Origin of the sequence: Pantoea sp. UBA6567 (assembly GCF_002434165.1) — a bacterium.
Classification (GTDB): domain Bacteria; phylum Pseudomonadota; class Gammaproteobacteria; order Enterobacterales; family Enterobacteriaceae; genus Pantoea; species Pantoea eucrina.
This window is the reverse complement of sequence record NZ_DJJN01000006.1, coordinates 708,386-728,461: the sequence shown is the minus strand read 5'-3', so window position 1 is coordinate 728,461 and position 20,076 is coordinate 708,386. Positions and strand designations below refer to the sequence as shown.

At 59.5% G+C, this 20,076-nt stretch carries 17 protein-coding genes; 9 read left to right on the top strand and 8 right to left on the bottom strand.

Annotated elements, in window-relative coordinates:
* Positions 1–234: 234 nt before the first annotated feature.
* The 4 genes from B4M48_RS09385 (at position 235) to B4M48_RS09370 (ending at position 6,717) form a co-directional block, all read left to right on the top strand.
* On the top strand, positions 235–1,569 hold the full coding sequence (locus B4M48_RS09385; RefSeq protein ID WP_071668840.1) for an MFS transporter: 1,335 nt from the start codon (positions 235–237) through the stop codon (positions 1,567–1,569).
* A gap of 88 nt (positions 1,570–1,657) precedes the next feature.
* A complete protein-coding gene (gene hglS, locus B4M48_RS09380; RefSeq protein ID WP_071668839.1) occupies positions 1,658–3,001 on the top strand; it encodes a 2-oxoadipate dioxygenase/decarboxylase HglS in 1,344 nt (447 codons plus the stop codon).
* 363 nt (positions 3,002–3,364) lie between these two features.
* Positions 3,365–4,888 carry a carboxylesterase/lipase family protein gene (locus tag B4M48_RS09375; RefSeq protein WP_039384429.1) on the top strand — a complete coding sequence of 508 codons (1,524 nt, stop codon included), beginning with the start codon at positions 3,365–3,367 and terminating at the stop codon, positions 4,886–4,888.
* Between the two features lie 158 nt (positions 4,889–5,046).
* Complete coding sequence (locus B4M48_RS09370; protein WP_039384427.1) at positions 5,047–6,717, top strand: methyl-accepting chemotaxis protein; 1,671 nt, start codon at positions 5,047–5,049, stop codon at positions 6,715–6,717.
* On the opposite strand, the gene B4M48_RS09365 is transcribed toward B4M48_RS09370, so the two are convergent.
* Positions 6,714–7,556 (bottom strand): LysR substrate-binding domain-containing protein, encoded by an 843-nt coding sequence (locus B4M48_RS09365; protein ID WP_039384425.1) that lies wholly within the window; start codon positions 7,554–7,556, stop codon positions 6,714–6,716. The genes B4M48_RS09370 and B4M48_RS09365 overlap by 4 nt on opposite strands.
* Before the next feature lie 128 nt (positions 7,557–7,684).
* Between B4M48_RS09365 and B4M48_RS09360 the strand changes: the two genes are divergently transcribed.
* Positions 7,685–8,851, top strand: a complete 1,167-nt coding sequence (locus B4M48_RS09360; RefSeq protein ID WP_288656476.1) for a methionine aminotransferase — start codon at positions 7,685–7,687, stop codon at positions 8,849–8,851.
* Between the two features lie 13 nt (positions 8,852–8,864).
* Complete coding sequence (locus tag B4M48_RS09355) at positions 8,865–9,650, top strand: transporter substrate-binding domain-containing protein (protein WP_039384421.1); 786 nt, start codon at positions 8,865–8,867, stop codon at positions 9,648–9,650.
* Positions 9,651–9,683: 33 nt separating this feature from the next.
* Here the strand turns inward: B4M48_RS09355 and pepT are convergent, their stop codons facing one another.
* Positions 9,684–10,916 carry a peptidase T gene (gene pepT, locus B4M48_RS09350; protein WP_071668838.1) on the bottom strand — a complete coding sequence of 411 codons (1,233 nt, stop codon included), beginning with the start codon at positions 10,914–10,916 and terminating at the stop codon, positions 9,684–9,686.
* Positions 10,917–11,040: 124 nt separating this feature from the next.
* Between pepT and B4M48_RS09345 the strand changes: the two genes are divergently transcribed.
* Entirely contained in the window at positions 11,041–12,627 is a 1,587-nt protein-coding gene (locus B4M48_RS09345; protein ID WP_175540471.1) for an ABC transporter substrate-binding protein, read from the top strand.
* On the opposite strand, the gene B4M48_RS09340 is transcribed toward B4M48_RS09345, so the two are convergent.
* On the bottom strand, positions 12,617–13,531 hold the full coding sequence (locus B4M48_RS09340) for a LysR family transcriptional regulator (RefSeq protein ID WP_071668836.1): 915 nt from the start codon (positions 13,529–13,531) through the stop codon (positions 12,617–12,619). The genes B4M48_RS09345 and B4M48_RS09340 overlap by 11 nt on opposite strands.
* 145 nt (positions 13,532–13,676) lie before the next feature.
* Here B4M48_RS09340 and B4M48_RS09335 point away from each other — a divergent pair, with 145 nt between their 5' ends.
* Together B4M48_RS09335 and B4M48_RS09330 are read left to right on the top strand one after the other, a co-directional pair.
* On the top strand, positions 13,677–15,098 hold the full coding sequence (locus tag B4M48_RS09335; RefSeq protein WP_071668835.1) for a M20 family metallopeptidase: 1,422 nt from the start codon (positions 13,677–13,679) through the stop codon (positions 15,096–15,098).
* The gene (locus B4M48_RS09330) at positions 15,095–16,369 is read left to right on the top strand and encodes an MFS transporter (RefSeq protein ID WP_250340938.1); all 1,275 of its coding nucleotides are present in this window, start codon (positions 15,095–15,097) and stop codon (positions 16,367–16,369) included. The genes B4M48_RS09335 and B4M48_RS09330 overlap by 4 nt, the downstream gene beginning before the upstream one ends.
* Positions 16,370–16,408: 39 nt before the next feature.
* Here B4M48_RS09330 and B4M48_RS09325 read toward each other — a convergent pair whose 3' ends face one another.
* The 5 genes from B4M48_RS09325 to B4M48_RS09305 all read right to left on the bottom strand — a co-directional run bounded on the left by B4M48_RS09325 (position 16,409) and on the right by B4M48_RS09305 (position 19,991).
* Complete coding sequence (locus B4M48_RS09325; RefSeq protein ID WP_139239671.1) at positions 16,409–16,507, bottom strand: YoaK family small membrane protein; 99 nt, start codon at positions 16,505–16,507, stop codon at positions 16,409–16,411.
* A gap of 11 nt (positions 16,508–16,518) precedes the next feature.
* Positions 16,519–16,842 (bottom strand): hypothetical protein, encoded by a 324-nt coding sequence (locus tag B4M48_RS09320; protein WP_039384405.1) that lies wholly within the window; start codon positions 16,840–16,842, stop codon positions 16,519–16,521.
* 117 nt (positions 16,843–16,959) lie between these two features.
* The gene (locus B4M48_RS09315; RefSeq protein WP_039385944.1) at positions 16,960–18,144 is read right to left on the bottom strand and encodes a sugar transporter; all 1,185 of its coding nucleotides are present in this window, start codon (positions 18,142–18,144) and stop codon (positions 16,960–16,962) included.
* A 243-nt stretch (positions 18,145–18,387) separates the two neighbouring features.
* Positions 18,388–18,639 carry a hypothetical protein gene (locus B4M48_RS09310; RefSeq protein ID WP_071668833.1) on the bottom strand — a complete coding sequence of 84 codons (252 nt, stop codon included), beginning with the start codon at positions 18,637–18,639 and terminating at the stop codon, positions 18,388–18,390.
* Positions 18,640–18,785: 146 nt separating this feature from the next.
* A complete protein-coding gene (locus B4M48_RS09305) occupies positions 18,786–19,991 on the bottom strand; it encodes an MFS transporter (RefSeq protein ID WP_223811754.1) in 1,206 nt (401 codons plus the stop codon).
* Between the last annotated feature and the right edge of the window lie 85 nt (positions 19,992–20,076).

Below are 20,076 nucleotides of genomic sequence, written 5' to 3'. Positions count from 1 at the left end.
GTCTTTTCATACACGGCCTCCCTTAACCCCTTGTTTTTGCAACCTGGTCCCGACTGGCTGAAAAGCAGTTTTTGCAAAAGTATGTTTTATCAGAGGCTTAAATCGTTCTGTTTTTGAGTGAAACGGGCGTCATGTGAAAAAATTGTGCAGTGCAGGGTTAACGATGGGCTATCATATCCGCCGTTTTTTTTACCAAAACTGATGACCTTTTTGCTGAACAGCAGGAGTTAAACCGTGACCAGCGCCGAAGCCGTAGATGTTCGCCAGTTAATCAACCGTCATGCGCTGAGCCGCTGGCAGAAACGGCTTATCGCGCTCTGCTTTGTGATTGTGGCACTGGACGGTATGGATATCGCGCTGATGGGGTTCATTGCGCCCGCGCTAAAAGCAGGCTGGGGCGTAACAAACCATCAGCTGGGCATGGTGATCAGCGCCGCGCTGATTGGTCTGGCGCTGGGGGCGATGGTGGCCGGGCCGCTGGCCGACCGCTATGGGCGCCGCATCATGATCCTGCTCAGCGTGCTCTTTTTTGGGCTCTGGACGCTGGCCACCGCGCTGGCGCAGAACATCGAGCAGATGATACTGTTTCGCTTTCTGACCGGACTGGGGCTGGGCGCCGCCATGCCCAACGTGGGCACGCTGGTGGCGGAATATGCTCCTGAACGTCGCCGATCTTTTATTATCACCGTAGTCTTTTGCGGCTTCACCTTTGGCGCAGCGGCTGGCGGATTCGCAGCATCCTGGCTGCTACCGCGCTACAGCTGGCACGCGGTGTTACTCATGGGCGGCATTTTGCCGTTGCTGGTGCTGCCCTGGCTGATGTATGGCCTGCCGGAGTCGGTGCGTTTTCTGATTCACCAGCGCGCGCCGGCGGCGCGTATACACGCGATCCTTGAGCGTATGCTGCCAGGAGAGGTGGCGCCAGGCAGCCGCTATCACGCCAGTGAAACTCTGAACGTGCGGCGCGGCGCGATAGCTACCGTGGTATCAGAATCCTATCTGTTTGGCAGCCTGATGCTCTGGGGCGGCTATTTTATGGGACTGTTTCTGGTCTACCTTATTGGCAGCTGGCTGCCGTCGCTTATCAACACGCTGGGGATGTCGCTCACCGAGGCCGCGATTGTCACGGCCATGTATCAGGCGGGCGGCACGCTGGGCTCGCTGTTTGCCGGCTGGCTGATGGACCGCATGAACGCCAGTCTTGCGCTGGCGACCATCTACTTCTGCGGCGGCATTGCGATAGTTGCGCTTGGCTTCTCTCCGGCGCAGGTCGGATTGATGAGCGCAATCGCGTTCTGCAGCGGCTTCTGTTTTAACGGCGCCAATACCGGCATGAATGCGCTCTCCGCTCACTTCTATCCCACACACGCCCGCGCCACCGGCTCAAGCTGGATGCACGGCGTAGGCCGTATCGGTGCGATTCTCAGCGCGTTTGCCGGCGCAGAGTTGCTGACGCTGGGCTGGGCGTTTAGCCAGATTTTCCTGCTGCTGGCGATACCGGCCGTGCTGACAACCCTGATGCTGGTGCTCAAGTACCGCTTTGCCGATCCAAAACCGGGCGTGGAGTGACAGGGCGATCACACTTCAGGGAAAATTTTACCTGCGCTGCGTGCCTTGATTTAGAGTAACAGCACTGTTCCGGCTCAGGACCCCTGTTATGGAAAATTTTCTCAGCTCTGATGCGATCCGTACGCTATTTTCACAGGCCATGTCGGCCATGTATCAGCAGGAAGTGCCGCAGTATGGCGCGCTGACGCAGCTGGTCAGCGCGGTCAATGAACGCACGCTGGAAGCGAACTCCGCGCTGAAAGATCGGCTGGCAGCGGCGGATGAGCTGGCGCGGCTGAGCGTTGAACGCCATGGCGCTATCCGGGTCGGGACGGCCGCCGAGCTCTCTCTGCTGCGGGAGATGTTTGCAGTGATGGGCATGGAGCCGGTGGGCTATTACGACCTGTCGCAGGCGGGCGTACCGGTTCACTCCACGGCTTTCCGGCCCGTGAGCGAGGCCGCGCTGCGCCGCAATCCGTTTCGCGTTTTCACGTCGCTGCTGCGTCCTGAGCTGATTGACGATCCGGCGCTGCACGCCCGTGCGATGGCGATACTCGACGCGCGTGACATCTTTACGCCCGGCTGCCGCAGGCTTATCCGGCGTCATCAGGAGCAGGGCGGCCTCAATGCCAGAGACGCAGCCGCGTTTGTCAGCGAGGCGCTGGAAACGTTCCGCTGGCATGCGCAGACCACGGTGGATAGCAAAACCTATCATGCGCTGAGCCAGCAGCACCGGCTGATCGCTGACGTTGTCTGCTTCCGCGGCTGCCATATCAACCATCTGACGCCGCGTACGCTGGATATCGATCGCGTGCAGGCGCTGATGCCGTCGCGCGGTATCGAGCCAAAAGTGCTGATTGAAGGCCCGCCGCGGCGCCAGGTTCCGATCCTGCTGCGGCAGACCAGCTTTAAAGCGCTGGAAGAGGCGGTGCATTTCAGTGACGGTACGCCGGGCACGCACACGGCGCGCTTCGGCGAGATAGAGCAGCGCGGTGCGGCGCTGACCCCGGCCGGCCGGGCCCTCTATGACCGGCTGCTGGCTGCCGCGGGCTCCGGCAGCGATAATGCGCAGCATCAGCAGCGCCTCAGTGAGGTATTTCGTGATTTCCCCGATGATGAAGAGACGCTGCGCGAGCATCAGCTCGCCTGGTTCCGCTATCGTCTGACGGAGCGCGGCGAACAGCAGCCTCCGCGCGCCGGAGAGAGCGTGTCAGCCCTGCTGCAGGCCGGCCGGCTGCAGGCAGAACCTATCGTGTATGAAGATTTTCTGCCGGTCAGCGCGGCGGGCATATTTCAGTCTAATCTGGGTAATGCGGTAACAACGCGCGAGGCGGGTCACGCCAGTCAGGCAGCGTTTGAAGCGGCGCTGGGCGCGTCAGTACAGGATGAGATGGCGCTCTATGCGCAGATGCAGCAGCGCAGTCTGATTCGCTGCGGCATTCACGAGGGATAACAGAGAGCCGGTCAGCGAAATCAGCGATGATTTCAGCAGCCGGCGATTTTTTATCATTATAATGGCAGGCGCATATGCAAATACGCTTCTGCTCAGCGGCACCGTTCAAAACGGTTACGCTTTTTCCCCGATGTAAGCATGGTATTCGATCAAATCCGCCCGTTCAGGATGAAACTCATCTGACCTGCCGGATTCAGCCCCGCCACAATAGACTAAACAGCCTGCCGACAGTAAGCCAAAATATTTGATGATCTCATTCAGCGATCCGGGTCATGTTTCGGCATAATCTGCAAATGCTTTAAGAACATAGACATTTATCAGGTCGCTGCAAATAATGAGGCACGCTTTATCAGGGAACCCGATATGAAAAATGAACCGCGTCTGAGGATCAAGACAGCAGAAGGCGAGCTCAGCGGCCTGATGGATGATGACATCTATGTTTTCAAAGGGATACCTTATGCTGCGCCGCCGACGGGCGCGCTACGCTGGCGGCCGCCTCAGCCGGTTACCCCCTGGCAAACCGCACGCGACGCGACCGCGTGGGGAGCAGCGAGCTGGCAAAATCGCGAATACTGCATCGGCATCGGTGGTGGCGATCCGGGCACTTTCAGTGAAGATTGCTTATATCTCAATATCTGGACCCCCGATCCTGAGCCTGGCGCACCGCTGCCGGTGATGGTCTGGCTGCACGGTGGTGGTTTCACCCTCGGTGCCGGCAGCCTGGATCCTTATCAGGGTAAAGCGCTGGCCGCACAGGGCGTGGTAGTGGTCACCCTTAACTACCGGCTGGGCCATCTTGGTTTTTTCTCACATCCCGCGCTGGATGCGCAGTATAAGGCGGGCGCAACCGTCAATAACTTTGCGCTGCTCGACCAGATAGCCGCACTGCAGTGGATCCAGCGCAATATTCCCGCCTTTGGCGGCAACCGTCGCAATATCACGCTATTTGGTGAATCGTCTGGCGCCCGCAGCGTACTCTCTCTCTGCTGTTCACCGCTGGCAGAAGGGCTGTTTCACAAAGGCATCGTCCAGAGCAGCTACAGTCTGCCCGATCTGACGCAGCCGCAGGCGCGGCAGAAGGGAATAGAGGTCGCCGCCCATTTCGGACTGCCGGAGAACGCAACGGCAGAACAGCTGCGCGCGCTGCCCGGCGATGCATTCTGGTCGCTGGCGCAGCCGCTGGCACCGGGACCGGTGGCGATCAGCGGGGATGCCGTGCTGCCAAAGCCGATGCTCGACACCTTTATCGCCGGCCGGCAGCATCGCGTGCCGCTGATGATTGGCAGCAACAGCGATGAAGCCAGCGTACTCAACTATTTTGGGGTCGACGCGCGCGGCGTGCTGCTGCAGATGCGCGAGAAGAACCGCTTCACTTATCGCCTGCTGAAATGGTTATACGACATTCATGATGATGCGCTGCTGGGACGTGCGGTGGCACGCGATATGGCGTTTACCGTCATGCCGCTGCTGGTCGCGCAGTCGCAGTCCGGTACCGGCATGCCCGTCTGGCGCTACTGGTTTGACTATGTTTCTGAAAATGCGCGCGATCTCTACCCGCACGGCGCCTGGCACGGTAATGAAATCCCCTATGTGTTTAACGCGCTGGAGACGCTGCCGCCGCCCGATAACCGGCCTTATACTGCCGCGGACAAAACCCTGGCGGCAGAGGTAAGCGCATACTGGGTGGCGTTTGCCAGGGATGCCACTGAATTCAGCTATCGCCTGCGCGGTCGCAATGAAACGGAGTGGCCCGTCTGGCGCACCGGAGAGGATGTCACGCTCGCGTTTGGTGAACAGGGCCGTGCGGTTACCACTTTAAAAAAGCGCTTTATGCGTCGCCGTTTGCGCCTGTTCCGGCTGATGATGCGCAGCCACGTGCAGCTGTAATGCCGGTAGCAGACTGGCGCACGATTGCGTTGTTCCCCCCCGCTGCGCTGGCGCTTATTTAGCTTACAAAACGGTTACATTTTCCCTGCCTGCTGCCGATAACCGCAATATGCCCGATTTTATCGGGCGATAACGCGTATCAATCCAGGGGAACAGGTATGGGTATCTTTAAAAATTTTACGATTCGCGCGGTTTTACTGGCGCTGCTCGGGCTGTTTTGCCTGCTGTGGTGCGGCGTCGGTCTGTTCAGCGTTTATGCGCTGAATGCGCTGGGGAAAGGCAATGAGGTCGATCGCCAGCTGGTGAATCAGATGACGGTGCTGAGCAAAGGCAACGATCAATATTTTCGGGTAGTAACGCGTCTGTCGCGCGTGATGGAGAGCCGTACCGCCGGCGCGGCAATCAGCACAGAAGCCTTTGCCCCCGTTGAGCAGGCGCTCAGCAGCATGAAAGCGCAGCTGGATCAGTTTAAAGCGATGGCACCCGGTCCGATGGATCCGGCAACAGCGCAGAGCGTAATCAACAGCTGGCAGAAACTGCTGGATGAGGGCATTGCGCCGCAGGTCGCGCTGGCGCGCCAGGGCACGCCTGAAGCGTACAAAGCGCAGGCGACCGGCGTGACGCCGGCGCTGAGCCGCGCGTTTGGCGCCACTGCCGAAACCTTTAATCAGTCCGCGGGCAGCAAACTGGATGCAACACGGGTCACGGTAGACCGGCTGACAGGCATGACCAAAGTCATCATCGTGATGGCGGTGGCGGCAGGTCTGCTGATCCTGCTGTTTACGGACAGGTATCTGGTGAGCATGCTGGTCAGGCCGCTGGCGCGGATCCGCGAGCACTTTACGCTGATCGCGCAGGGCGATCTCAGCCAGCCAATGGAGGATGCAGGCCGCAACTGCGTGGGCAAACTGATACCGCTGCTGCGCGCCATGCAGGAGAGCCTGCGCGATGCCGTCAGCGCTATCCGCAGCGGGACAGATAATATCTACCGCGGCGCGTCGGAAATCTCCGCCGGCAACAATGACCTCTCTTCACGCACCGAAGAGCAGGCGGCCGCGCTGGAACAGACCGCGGCCAGCATGGAGCAACTCACCGCGACGGTGAAACTCAACGCCGATAACGCCCGTCAGGCCAGCGCGCTGGCTGATACCGCGACCGGCACCGCGCAGCAGGGTGGTCAGCTGGTAGGCGAAGTGGTTGCCACGATGCAGGGCATTTCCGGCAGCTCGAAGAAAATTGCTGAAATTACCAGCGTCATCAACAGCATCGCTTTCCAGACCAATATCCTGGCGCTCAATGCGGCAGTTGAAGCGGCGCGTGCCGGTGAGCAGGGGCGCGGCTTTGCCGTAGTGGCCAGCGAGGTGCGCAATCTGGCACAGCGCAGCGCCGGAGCCGCAAAAGAGATTGCCAGCCTGATTGCCGACTCGGTGGAGCGGGTGGACAAAGGCTCCGTGCTGGTAAGCAGCGCCGGCACCACGATGGATCAGATCCTGACGTCCGTGCAGGATGTCAGCGAAATTATGAAGCAGATCGCCGCGGCCTCCGAAGAGCAGAGTAAAGGGATCTCGCAGGTTGGCACCGCAGTCACGGAGATGGACAGCGTGACGCAGCAGAACGCCTCGCTGGTTGAGCAGGTCTCTGCGGCGGCGAGCGCGCTGGAGCGGCAGACGGAAGCGCTGCAGCTCTCCGTCGCGCGTTTCCGCCTCTCTGCCGCCGCGCCGGTTCATCATGCGCCGCCGGTTTCCGCTGCTCCGCTGCGTCGTCCGGCGCTGGCTGGCGCTACGCCGGCGGCGAAACCCGCAGCCAGTGAGGAGTGGGTCGCTTTTTAGGCACGGCTGAGCCACGACACCAGCTCAGCGAGCAGCGGCGGGGCGCGCTTATCCTGACGCTGCAGTAAACTGTACGCCGCCCCGGTTGCCACGCTGCCGGGGAACGGCGTCACCAGGCGCTGCGCCAGCAGATCGTTTTCAATCAGCGTGATATCCGCCACCGTAATACCAAACCCCTGTATTGCCGCACTGATAGCGAGATCCATCGTGGCAAAATGCTGATTACGCTGCATCACCAGCTCAATCCGCTGCTGCTGCAGCCAGTGCTGCCAGTCACGCCGGTCTGGCGTCGGATGCAGAAACGTCAGCGCGCTCATCTCTTCAATTCGCTGCGGGATCGCCATCCCGGCGGCCAGCACCGGCGTCAGACGCTCATCAAACAGCCGCAGCGCATCGGGTGGCGGCAGACCATAAACAATCGCCGCATCGAACTCCTCCAGCTGAGAGAGATGCTCCTGGGTCGTGGTCAGCGCGACATGCGTTGCCGGGTAGCGCTGTTCAAACGCAATCAGGCGCGGGAGCAGCCAGCGCATAATGCAGCTGGGCGCTTTCAGCCGCAGCGTCTGCGACGGCTGGCGCGCCCGTTCCGTTACCGCCAGCAGCTGCTGATAGCTCTGCTGCAGCTCCGGCAGCAGCGCCGCGCCGCGTTCAGTCAGCCGCAGGCCACGCGCATGGCGCTGAAACAGCGCAAAGCCCAGCCAGTTTTCCAGCGTGGCAACTTTGCGGCTTACCGCACTCTGCGTCAGGTACAGCTCGCGCGCCGCATGCGTCAGATTGAGACAGCGCGCCGTCACCAGAAACGCGTTAATCGCTGTCAGGGGAGGAGCAGAACAGGCCATAACATCCTCAGCTATGCAATTTTCTCATGGCTATTATGACGACAATTCGCTTGTCGTCTCAAGGCGCTATGCGTTGAATAACGATCTGATCTTTCAATCTTACTCTGTCAGTCAGCGAGGCCGCAGCAATGAGCATCACCACGCCAGTTTCTCTCTGTTCAAAACAGCCCGATGTGGGCACCACGATCTTTAGCGTGATCGGTCAGCTCTCGGCCCGCCATCAGGCGATTAACCTGTCGCAGGGCGCCCCCAATTTTCCCTGCGATCCGCTGCTGGTGGAGCTGGTGGCGCAGGCGATGCACGACGGCCAGAATCAGTACGCGCCGATGACAGGCCTGCCGGCGCTGAAAAACGCGCTGGCGGAAAAAGTGCGCACGCTTTATGGCCAGCATTATGATGCTGACAGCGAAGTGCTGATCACCGGCAGCGCCAGCCAGGGGCTCTATATGGCGATTTCAGCCCTGGTGCACGCAGGCGATGAAGTGATTTTTTTTGAGCCAGCCTTCGACAGCTATGCGCCGGTGGTGCGCCTGCAGGGCGCCACGCCGGTAGGGATCAAGCTGCAGCAGCCCGATTTTGCCACTAACTGGGATGAGGTACGCGCCCGTCTCTCACCGCGTACCCGCATGATCATTATTAATACGCCGCATAATCCGACCGGACAGGTGCTGACGCCGGCAGACCTGAGCGCGCTGGCGCAGCTGACGCGCAACACCGATATTATTGTGCTGTCAGATGAGGTGTATGAGCATATTCTGTTTGATGGCCGTCAGCATTGCGGTATGGCGACCCATCCGGAACTGGCGCAGCGCAGCGTTATCGTCTCGTCATTTGGCAAAACCTTTCACGTCACCGGCTGGCGGGTTGGCTACGCGCTGGCACCGGCTGCTATCATGGCAGAAATCGTCAAGATCCATCAGTTCATGATGTACGCGGCAGACACGCCGATGCAGGCGGGGTTTGCCTGCTATCTCGCGCAGCCGGAGCACTATCTGCAGCTCGCTGCGCTCTATCAGGCAAAGCGCGACCGGCTGGCCACGCTGCTGCAGGCGTCACCGTTCAGGCTGCTGCCCGCCAGCGGATCCTTTTTTATGCTGGCGAGCTTTCGCGATTTCAGTGACGAGAGCGACAGCGAAATGGTAAAACGTCTTATCGTTGATTACGGCGTGGCGACCATTCCGCTCTCAGCGTTTTATTCAGATGGCACCGATAACCGATTAATCCGTCTTTCGTTTGCTAAAGATGACGCCACACTTGAGGCGGGCGCAGCTGCGCTCTGCCGGGTTACAGGGTAAAAGAGGACATATAATGAAAAAACTGAACGCGCTGTTTATTGCACTGGGCATGATCGCATCGGCACAGACGCTGGCGCAGACCAGCCTGCGCTATGGCGTAGAGTCACAATACCCGCCGTTTGAGAGCCGCAACGCCCACGGCGAGCTGGAAGGCTTTGATATTGAGCTGGGTAACGCCATCTGTAAAACCGGCAACTTCAATTGCAGCTGGGTGGAGAGCAGCTTTGATGCGCTGATCCCGGCGCTGCAGGCGAAAAAGTTTGATGCGATTAACTCCGCGATGAACATCACCGAGGCGCGGGCAAAAAGCATCGATTTCACCAAACCGATTTACCGTATTCCCAGCATGCTGATTGTGAAAGCGGGCGAGAAGCTGCAGCCTTCAGCAGACGCGCTGAAAGGCAAATCGGTCGGCGTGCTGCAGGGCTCTATTCAGGAGACCTATGCGAAGAAACACTGGGAGCCTCAGGGCGTGACGGTAACGTCCTATCAGGATCAGAACCAGGTCTATAACGATATGGTCGCCGGTCGTCTGGACGGCACGCTGGTGATGTCGGCGGCCGGGCAGTCCGGCTTCCTGGATAAGCCGCAGGGGAAAGGTTTTGCCTTTGCCGGCGGACCGGTTGAGGATGACGCTATCCTGGGCACCGGCATCGGTTATGGACTGCGCAAAGGCGACAGCCAGCTGAAAACGGCGCTGGATGAAGCTATCAGCAAGGTTCAGGCGGACGGCACCGTGACCCGGCTGGCAGCCAAATATTTTCCGGGCATTGACGTGACCGCCAGCAAACAGCCCTGATAAAGAGCGGGCAGGCGCAACGCCTGCCCTCTGTCAGGCTGGCCTGGCAGCCAGCGCGCACAGCGCCTCCGCCACCTGATACGACTTCACAAACGAGGGGATCGGCAGAAACTCAAAGCGCGAATGAAAATTGTGCGCGCCGGTAAAAAAGTTAGGCGTCAGCAGACCTTTCGCTGACAGCGCAGAGCCATCGGTGCCACCGCGCATCGGGATCACTTTCGGCGTCACGCCAGCCTGCGCCAGCGCGGCAAACAGCAGATCGATGGCGCGGCGATCTTCACCAATCGCATTGCTGATATTGCTGTAAACGTCGCCGATCGTCAGCGCCACCTTGCCGGTGGGATAGCGGGCGGCAATCTGTTCGGCAACCGTTGCCAGCTGCTGTTTCTTCGCGGCAAAACCCTGCAGATCGAAATCACGAATGGAGGCTTTCAGCACCGCCTGGCTGGCGTTCGCCTGCATCTCATTAAACCAGATATAGCCTTCGCGGCCCTCGGTCTGTTCCGGCGTCGCCTGGCGATCAAAACAGCTGATAAAATCATGCGCCATCAGCAGCGGATTGACCAGCACCCCTTTCCCTGACATCGGATGCGCCGGCACGCCGCTAAACACCAGCTCAGCGCTGGCGCCGTTGAAGCATTCATAGACCACCTCTCCCAGCTCACAGCAGTCGATGGTCCAGGCGAAATCGACGTTAAAACGCCGCTCAAGGTCCAGCGCTTTGGCACCGCGCAGCCCAATCTCTTCGTCCGGCACAAACGCGACCACGACATCGCCGTGCGCGCCCTGCAGATTCGCCATGAGCGTCATCACCACGCTTACCGCAGCTTTGTTATCGGCACCCAGCACGCTGGTGCCGTCGCTGAAAATAATCTCCTGACCGCGGTAAGGCAGGATCTCCGGATGTTCCGCCACGCGCAGCCAGATTTGCTGCTCAGCATTAAGACAGAGGTCGTCGCCGGTAAAGGTCAGCTTTTGCGGATGGATATCGGGCGAGAGGCCAACGTCCACGGTATCGATATGGGTAATAAAACCGATACGGGGTGCGCCAGGCGTGTTGCCGGGCTTAACGGCGGTTACGGTGGCGTGCTGGTCAATCTCGACCTGCTGCAGCCCCAGGTCTCGCAGCTCCTGTGCCAGCAGCGCAGCCATCTCATGCTGAGAGGGCGTACTGGGCAGGGTGGTGGACTTTGCATCACTCTGGCTGGAGACCGCCAGATAACGATAAAACCGCCGGGTCAGTTCCCGGGCAAGCTGGTCTGTCATCACAATTCCTTATCAGTAAGGGTCCGCAGGTGATACGCCTGGCGGTGAAAACATGTTATCAATGAAATAAATAGCGATGCAGACCAACATAAGTCAATAAAAAGCGAGAAACAGTATGAAAATGATGATGAGCAAACTGGCGCTAAGCCTGCTGGGCGTGGCTGTGGCGGGCAGCGTATCCGCGAAGACGCTGGTTTACTGTTCTGAAGGCTCCCCGGAAAACTTTAACCCGCAGCTTTATACCTCCGGCACCAGTGTGGATGCCAGCGCCGTACCGCTGTTTGACCGGTTGGTGGACTTCCGTCCCGGCACGACCGATTTACAGCCTGCGCTGGCAGAACGCTGGGAGATCAGCCCCGATGGCAGGGTTTACACCTTCCATCTGCGCAAAGGCGTAAAATTCCACAGCAATAAACTCTTCACGCCGGGACGCGACTTCAATGCGGACGACGTGATTTTTTCTTTTATGCGGCAGATGGATGCAAAAAATCCCTATCACACCGTATCCGGCGGCAACTACGCGAACTTTGAGAGCCTGGAGCTGGCAAAACTCATCACCGCCATTGACCGCGTAGATGATCACACCGTGCGTATCACGCTGGCGCACCCGGAAGCGCCTTTTCTCGCCGATCTGGCGTGGTATTTCGCCTCCATTCATTCCGCCGAGTATGCGGACAAAATGCTGAAGGCGGGCACGCCGGAAAAGGTTGATATGCAGCCGATTGGCACCGGCCCGTTTGAGCTGGTGCAGTATCAGAAAGATTCACGCATTCTGTATAAGGCGTTCCCGGCTTACTGGCAGGGCAAAGCAAAACTGGATCGGCTGATATTTTCAATCACGCCGGACGCCTCGGTGCGACTGGCGAAGCTGGAGAAAAATGAGTGCCAGGTTATGCCGTTCCCGAATCCGGCCGATCTCGATAAGATGCGCAACAATCCCGATCTGACGCTGGAGCAGAAGTCGGGCCTGAACACCGGTTTTCTCTCGTTTAACACCACCAAAGCGCCGCTGGATAATGTGAAGGTGCGCCAGGCGCTCGCAATGGCCATCAATAAACAGGCGATTATCGACGCAATCTTCAAAGGCACCGGCACGGTAGCGAAAAACATTCTGCCGCCGGGCGTCTGGAGCGCGGATCAGCAGCTGAAAGATTACGCCTGGGATCCGCAACAGGCCAAAGCGCTGCTGCAGGAGGCGGGCATCAAACCCGGTACCGAAATCGCACTCTGGGCGATGCCGGTGCAGCGCCCCTATAATCCCAACGCGCGCCGGATGGCTGAGATGATTCAGGCGGACTGGGCGCAGGTGGGCATCAAAGCCAGCATCGTCAGCTATGAGTGGGGCGAATACCTTAAGCGGGTCAAGAGCGGCGAGCATCAGGCGGCGCTGATGGGCTGGACCACCGCCACCGGCGATCCGGATAACTTCTTTGGTCCGCTCTACAGCTGCACATCAGCGAATGGCGGCTCCAACTCGTCAAAGTGGTGCTATCAGCCGTTTGAGAAAATCATTACCGCCGCGCGCGCCGAGCAGGATCATGATCGGCGCGTTGCGCTCTATCAGGAAGCGCAGCAGATGATGCATGACCAGATGCCGGCGGTCATGATCGCACACTCCACTATTTTTGAACCGGTGCGCAAGTCGGTCAGCGGCTATCAGGTTGATCCGTTTGGCAAGCACAACTTCTATCCAGTCGATATTAAGCAGTAAGCGCTGGATCTTCTGCGCTCAGCTGCTGCTGCAGGAACGCGAGGAACAGCGTCAGGGCGGCGCTGCGGGGCCGCCCTGACTGCGCCTGCAGCTGGAGTGTACGCTGACTGAGCTGTTCGATATTAATGCTCCGCAGGGCGAGCTGATGCCGTCCGGTCTGGCCGCGTACGGTAAAGGCGCTGCAGATTGTCACCGCCTGCGGCGTCTGCAGCAGAAAGTTAAACAGCGCCGAGAAGTTGTCGCAGGTTAACACCGGCTCAATCAGCTGGCCGCTCATGTGGCTCGCCAGTTCAAACAGCTGGCGTACGGTCGTATTTTGCTGCGGCAGCGCCAGCGGATAGTGGCTGAGCTGCGCCAGCGTAATAGCGGACGCTGCGGCCAGCGGGTGCTGCTGCTGCATCAGGAGCAACACCGGCGCAGGCCAGGAGCCGATAACCTCCACTCCCTGTTCAGCACGCAGGCTGAACTGCAGCGCAATATCGCACGCGCCCTGACGCAGCTGCTCTGCCACACCCTGTGCGTCTGCCACCTGTACCTCAAACAGCGTGGCCGGGTGGTCAGCGCGAAACGCGGCGATCAGAGCCGGTAGCAGGCTGAACGCCAGACCATCGGTACAGGCCACGCGGATCAGCGTGCGCCGCATCGCACGTAATCCGTTGATTTCCGCCAGGGCATACTCCATATCGAGCTGCGTTTTTCGCACGTGATGCGCAAAGATTTCCCCCGCCTCCGTCAGCACCATCCCGCGCGCGTGGCGCTGAAACAGCGGCGTGCCAACCTGCGTCTCCAGCCGCTGTATCTGACGACTGATAGCGGAAACGGCTACGTAGAGCTGCGCGCTGGCCGCGCTGAGCGATCCTTCCCGGGCAACCACCAGAAAATAGCGAAGTTCAGTGCTTAACATCGACGTGCCTCATGATAGTGCATGCCTCAGAAACGGGCAGGGAAGCTTTGCTGTAAAAGCAAAGCATACTCGATAAATTGATAATTGTGGCAAAGCAGTGATTTCGTAACTATGTCAGCACAATAACGCAAACAGAGATGCAAACATGACACGAGATCGGGCGATATCAGCCGCGCTGCGCTACTTCGACAGCGGTGAGTTTCAGCAGCTGCTGGCGAGACGCGTGGCGCTGCGCACGGAGAGTCAGCGACCAGATCGTGCGCCGCAGCTGGCGCATTACCTGCGCGAGGAGATCGGCCCGCAGCTGAGCGCGCTCGGTTTTGAGCTGCACTTTATCGCCAACCCGCTGGCGGATAAGCCGCCGTTCCTGGTTGCCATCCGTATGGAAGCGGCGACGCTGCCCACGCTGCTGAGCTATGGTCACGGCGATGTGGTCTTTGGTGACGATGAAAACTGGCGCGCCGATCTGGATCCCTGGCAGCTGACGGCAGAGGGCGATCGCTGGTATGCGCGCGGCAGCGCGGATAATAAAGGCCAGCACTGCATAAATCTGGCGGCGCTGGAGCAGGTCTGGCACGCGCGGGGCGGCCGGCTCGGCTTTAACTGCAAACTGCTGTTTGAAATGGGTGAGGAGATTAGCTCGCCGGGCCTGGCGGAACTCTGCCGGGAACATGCTGCGCTGCTGAAGGCCGATCTCTTTATCGCGTCAGACGGACCGCGCGTCAGCGCACCCCGTCCGACCCTGTTTCTCGGCTCACGCGGCGCGGTAAATTTTCGTCTCACCATCAACGCGCGCGACAACGCCTGTCACTCCGGCAACTGGGGCGGCCTGTTGAGTAACCCCGGTACCCGGCTGGCCCATGCGATCGCAGCACTGATAAGCGCCCGCGGTGAGCTGCAGGTCGCCGCGCTGAAACCTGACTCTCTGACGCCCGCGGTGCGTGCGATCCTGAGCAGCATCCGCGTGGGCGGCATGCCGGGCGATCCTGCGCTTGCCTGCAACTGGGGGGAGCCGGGGCTGACGCCTGCCGAACGCCTTTATGGCTGGAACACGCTGGAAGTGCTGACCTTTATCACCGGCAATCCGGCACGCCCGATGAATGCTATCCCCGCCAGCGCCACGGCGGTATGCCAGCTGCGCTTCGTGGTGGGAACCGACTGGCAGCGGCTGGGCGAGCACGTTACGGCTCACCTTGCCGCCGCAGGCTTTACTGACGTTGAGGTTGAGGTGCTGCACGGATCGCCGGCAACGCGTTTTGATCCGACCGATCCGCTGGTGGAGTGGATCATGCATACCATGACGGCGCTGTGTGAGCAGCCTCCGGCGCTGCTGCCGAATCTGGGCGGATCGCTGCCGAACGATGTGTTTGCGGACATTCTGGGATTACCGACGCTCTGGGTGCCGCACTCCTATCCGGCCTGCGGGCAGCATGGCGTCAATGAGCATCTGCTGACGCCGGTGGCGCGCGAAGGGCTGCAGATCATGACCGCGCTGCTGTGGGATCTGGGCGAGCGGGGTGACGCGCTTATTGCACAGCATCGTGCCAGAGCAGGAGGTGCACAATGAGCAGCCTGAACCCGGCCGCCACGCTCGCGGGGAGTAAACCTGCGCTGCATAAAACGCTGTTTGCCACCTGCATCGGCAACGCCCTGGAGTGGTTTGATATTGCGGTATATGGATTTTTTGCCAGCTATATTGCCCACGCCTTTTTCCCGGTCAGCGATCCGGCGGTCTCGCTGCTGCTGACCTTTGGCAGTTTTGGCGTCTCATTTCTGATCCGTCCGCTGGGGGCAATCGTGCTGGGTAACTACGCCGATCGCCACGGACGCAAGCGGGCGCTGCTGCTCTCAATCAATCTGATGATGCTGGGCGGGGCGATCATCACTTTTATGCCGGGCTATGCGCACATCGGGCTGCTGGCGCCGCTGCTGATTCTGGTAGCGCGGCTGATTCAGGGATTTTCAGCTGGCGGCGAGTTTGGCAGCTCGACGGCCTTTCTGGTGGAGCACTATCCCGAGCGCAAAGCCTTTATTGCCAGCTGGCAGTTCGCGACCCAGGGAGCCAGTACGCTGATGGCCTCTGCGTTTGGGCTGGGGCTGACGCAGCTGCTGAGCGAAAGTGAAATGCAGGCGTGGGGCTGGCGCATTCCGTTTGCCTTTGGGCTGCTGATTGGTCCGCTGGGTCTCTATATCCGCCGCCATGTGCATGAGCCCGCAAGCTTTGCCGACCGCCCGCCGGAGCCCGCGCCGCTGAAGCGTCTGTTCGGGCGCCAGAAGCAGCTGATGCTGCTGGCGATTGGCCTGATGGTAACCTCGACGGCGGTTAACTACATGCTGAACTATGTGCCGACCTGGGCGACCAAAAATCTCCACCTTTCAGGCAGCGCGGCCTTTACCGCTACGCTGCTGGGCGGGGTGATCCTGACGCTGGTGACGCCGCTGATGGGCCTGTGGGCGGAGCGCGTTGGCCGCGCACCGCTGATGTGGGGATCGCTGATACTGTTAATGGTTACCATCTGGCCGGCGTTCCGGCTGTTAGCGAACCATACCACGCCGGTGACGCTGATTTTGCTGGTCTGCTGGATGGCGCTGCTGAAGTCGGTCTACTTCTCCGTGGTGCCTTCAGTGATGGCCGATCTCTTTCCGATGGGCACGCGCGCCAGCGGCATGGCGATCAGCTATAACGTCGCCGTTACCCTCTTTGGCGGCTTTGCGCCCCTGATTTGCACGCTGCTGATTAGCTGGACGGGAAGTAGCCTGGCACCGGGCTATTATCTGATGGCGATGTCGCTGCTGAGCGGCGCGGCGTTGCTCTTTAGCCAGAAGCATATCCGTTAAGGCGCAGACGTCGGCTGCTGCCGCCGCAGCGGTGCCGCTTTACGACCCCGGCACCGCTGCACCGCTGGCGATAAACCAGGCCAGAAACGTTACGCCGGCAACAATAATGGCAATGGGAAACAGCAAACCAATCTTCATAGCAATCCTTATTAAGCGAGCCGGAGCAGCGCGCGATGCGTTTTCATCATGCTGAACAGTTCAAACTGCGTGGCATCCGCGATCTGCCGCAGGCGATCGCCTTTATGGTAGTCAATGTGCTGAATCTGCCCGAGCTGACGCCAGACCACAATAGCGGAGGCGAGCAGCGCACAGTTCTCTTCGCTCTGCAGGCACTCAACCGTGGCGTAGCGGGTTTCATCCAGGGTATTGATAAAAACGCTCAGCGCAGCGGCTGGCACAATCGCCCGGATATCCTCAAGCATGACGTGGCTGACGGCGCGCGACAGAATCAGCGTTACTCGTTTACTGTTCATAACGGTCCCTGCGGAGAGAGTCAGTGGGATTATAAAGGGCAAAACGGACAGGATGCGAGGCGTAATACAAAAAGCGGGATCCGGCAGCGTGCATCCCTGCAGCTGCCGGTCAGTCAGTCAGCCATTAGAGCGTAACTGCGGATAGCGGCGGAAAATCGCCACGCACCAGAACAGCGAGAAAAGCCCTATCAGCGCCCCGACGTTACCCACGTCTGAGAGCTGCAGATGCTGGCTGACCTGGCTGCCGAGCAGTGCGCCGGCTCCGATACCGATATTATAAATACCGGAGAAGAGCGACATCGCCACATCGGTGGCATCCGGGGCCAGTGACAGCACGCGAACCTGCATCGCCAGTCCGATCATCATCATCGCCATGCCCCAGATAATACAGAGGGTAATAATGGCGGTCGGGCGCACCGCTGCAAAAATCAGCAGTCCCATACAGAGCGTGATCAGCGCAATAGCAGCGATTAACATCGCAGACGGGAAGCGGTTACCCAGCGTACTGAACAGAATACTGCCGAGAATGCCCGCAGAGCCGAACAGCAGCAGCAGCAGGGTGGTAAAATTGGCATCCGCGTTCGCTACCACCTGCATAAAGGGCTCAATATAGCTATAAGCGGTGTAGTGCGCCGTGACCACCAGCGTCACCAGCAGATACATCGTCACCAGCGCCGGACGGCGGAACAGCATCGGCACGCTGCTGAGTGAGCCGGTATGCTCGCTGGGCAGACGCGGTAACACACGCACCAGCAGGATCATCAGCACCAGCGCCGAGAGGCCAATCATGCCAAACGTGGTGCGCCAGCCGAGATACTGCCCGATTACGCGCCCGATAGGCACCCCCAGAACCATTGCCAGTGCGGTTCCGGTGGCAAGCATACTCAGCGCCTGCGTTTTTTTACCTGCCGGTGCCACGCGAATAGCCAGCGAGGCAGTAATCGACCAGAACACGGCGTGTGAGAGTGCAATCCCGATACGGGACACCACCAGAGAGCGGAAATCCCAGGCAAACGCTGAGAGCACGTGGCTGCCGGTAAAGAGAATAAACAGCACCGCCAGCAGCAGACGCCGCTCAACGTTGCGCGTCAGCAGCATCAGCGGCAGCGACAGCAGCGCCACCACCCAGGCATAAATGGTGAGCATGATCCCCACATCTGCCGTTTTCATCGTAAAGCTTGCTGCAATATCAGAAAGCAGGCCGACCGGGACAAATTCAGTGGTATTAAAGACAAACGCCGCAATGGCCAGCAGGACAACGCGTAGCCAGGCTGTTTTACGGGAAACGGTAGATGTTTGCATGAAGTTCAAATTAGTCAGACAGCAGGTTAACGGGAGCAGAGACGCCTCAAAGGTGATCTGCGTCACAAATTATCTCTATTGTGGCTGATGAACCGGCAGATGGAAACCTGCTAAGGCTTTTTTATTCCTCTGTTTATTACCGGCATCAGCCGCTGACGGGGAAAAGCGCGGAATTCAGGGCTGACAGAGTGGCGACGTAACCCTTATTTATAACAGTGTGACTTCAGACCAGAATTATCAGAGTCACACCATATGTTTCAGGGCCACGCTATTGCAGGGGGTCAGGTTTTTTTTTACACCCACCGGGCAGCAGTGCTCACAGCCCATGGCGCCCGGATAGAATTTACGCGCCTGCTGGATCGCCGCGTTCGGCGCATAAAAAGTGCCAAGAAAGCGCCGCGCAGGGTCGGCAGGGAGGAACGGGCAGCCTTTTGCGTGCACCACATGATTATTGTTATACCCGGCATGTTTATCAACATAGTAAAAAAGCGCCATTAACCACCTCATTGCTGTAAAAAAAACGTCTGACTATTATTGGAATAGAAAAGATTATAACGATGAATTGCAGTTTTGTTTCAGGTGGACCTGGAGAAAGGTGGCAGAAGCGGAGCCGGGGCGCTCCGCCTGGCCATAAGCGCGGGTCAGAGGCGGCGGCGCAGCAGCAGAAAACCGGTGAGCAGTGCCAGCAGCAGCAGCAGCGTAATAAATAACGTGACGCCCGGCCAGCCGTAACTATGCCAGAACAGGCCGCCCGCCGTACCGGCCAGGCTGGATCCGGCATAGTAGCTGAACAGATAGAGTGAAGAGGCCTGGCCTCGGGCGCGCCGGGCGCGGGTTCCCACCCAACCGCTGGCAACGGCGTGAGCGGCAAAAAAACCGGCGGTAAAGAGCAGCATGCCGGGAACGATCAGCCACAGGGTGGGCGCCAGCGTCAGCAGCAGTCCGGCCAGCATAATAGCGATAGCGCTCAGCATCACCGGCGCGCGCCCAAAGCGGCCGGTCAGGGCTCCTGCTTTTGGCGAACTCCATGAGCCGGTGAGATAGACCAGCGACAGTAATCCTACTACCGCCTGGCTGAGAGTCCACGGCGCACTCATCAGCCGGTAACCAATATAGTTAAACAGGGTGACAAACGCGCCCATCAGCAGAAAGGCTTCGGCAAACAGCAGCGGCAGCCCGCCGTCGCGCCAGTGCAGGCGGAAGTTGATCAGCAGATGGCGCGGGCGGAGCGAGGCGGGGCGGAAGTGACGCGATGCGGGCAGGATTTTCCAGAACATCAGCGCCGCCGCCAGCGAGCAGCAGCCGGTGACGCCAATGGCGATTCGCCAGGAAAAGAGATCGGTGATCACCCCGGTGAGCAGACGGCCGCTCATGCCGCCAATGGAGTTACCGCTGATATAGAGTCCCATCGAAAAAGCCACCACCCGGGGATGCATCTCTTCGCTCAGATAGGTCATGCCAACGGCGGCCACGCCGCTGAGCGACAGGCCGATCAGCGCACGCATCAGCAGAATGGCGTGCCAGCTCTGCATCATCGCCGACAGCAGCGTACACAGCGCCCCCAGCATCAGCGCCGTTACCATCACCGGCTTACGGCCAATAGCGTCTGAAAGCGGACCGGTAAACAGCAGCCCCAGCGCCATCAATCCGGTAGAGAGCGAGAGCGAGATGCTGCTTTGCGCCGGCGTAATGCCAAACTGCTGCGACAGCACCGGCAGAATAGGCTGGACGCAGTAGAGCAGAGCAAAAGTGGCAAGGCCGGCAGAAAACAGCGCCAGCGTCACCGGCAGGAACTGCGGTGAGTCGCGCCCGATGCGGGACGGGGTGGCGTCAGCAGTGACGTCGATAGGGTTACGCCATATCAGCGAGGTAAGGCGGCTCACAGGATATCCTTATTGAGAGAGAGTGATTTACTGTAGAAAGGCGTTAATG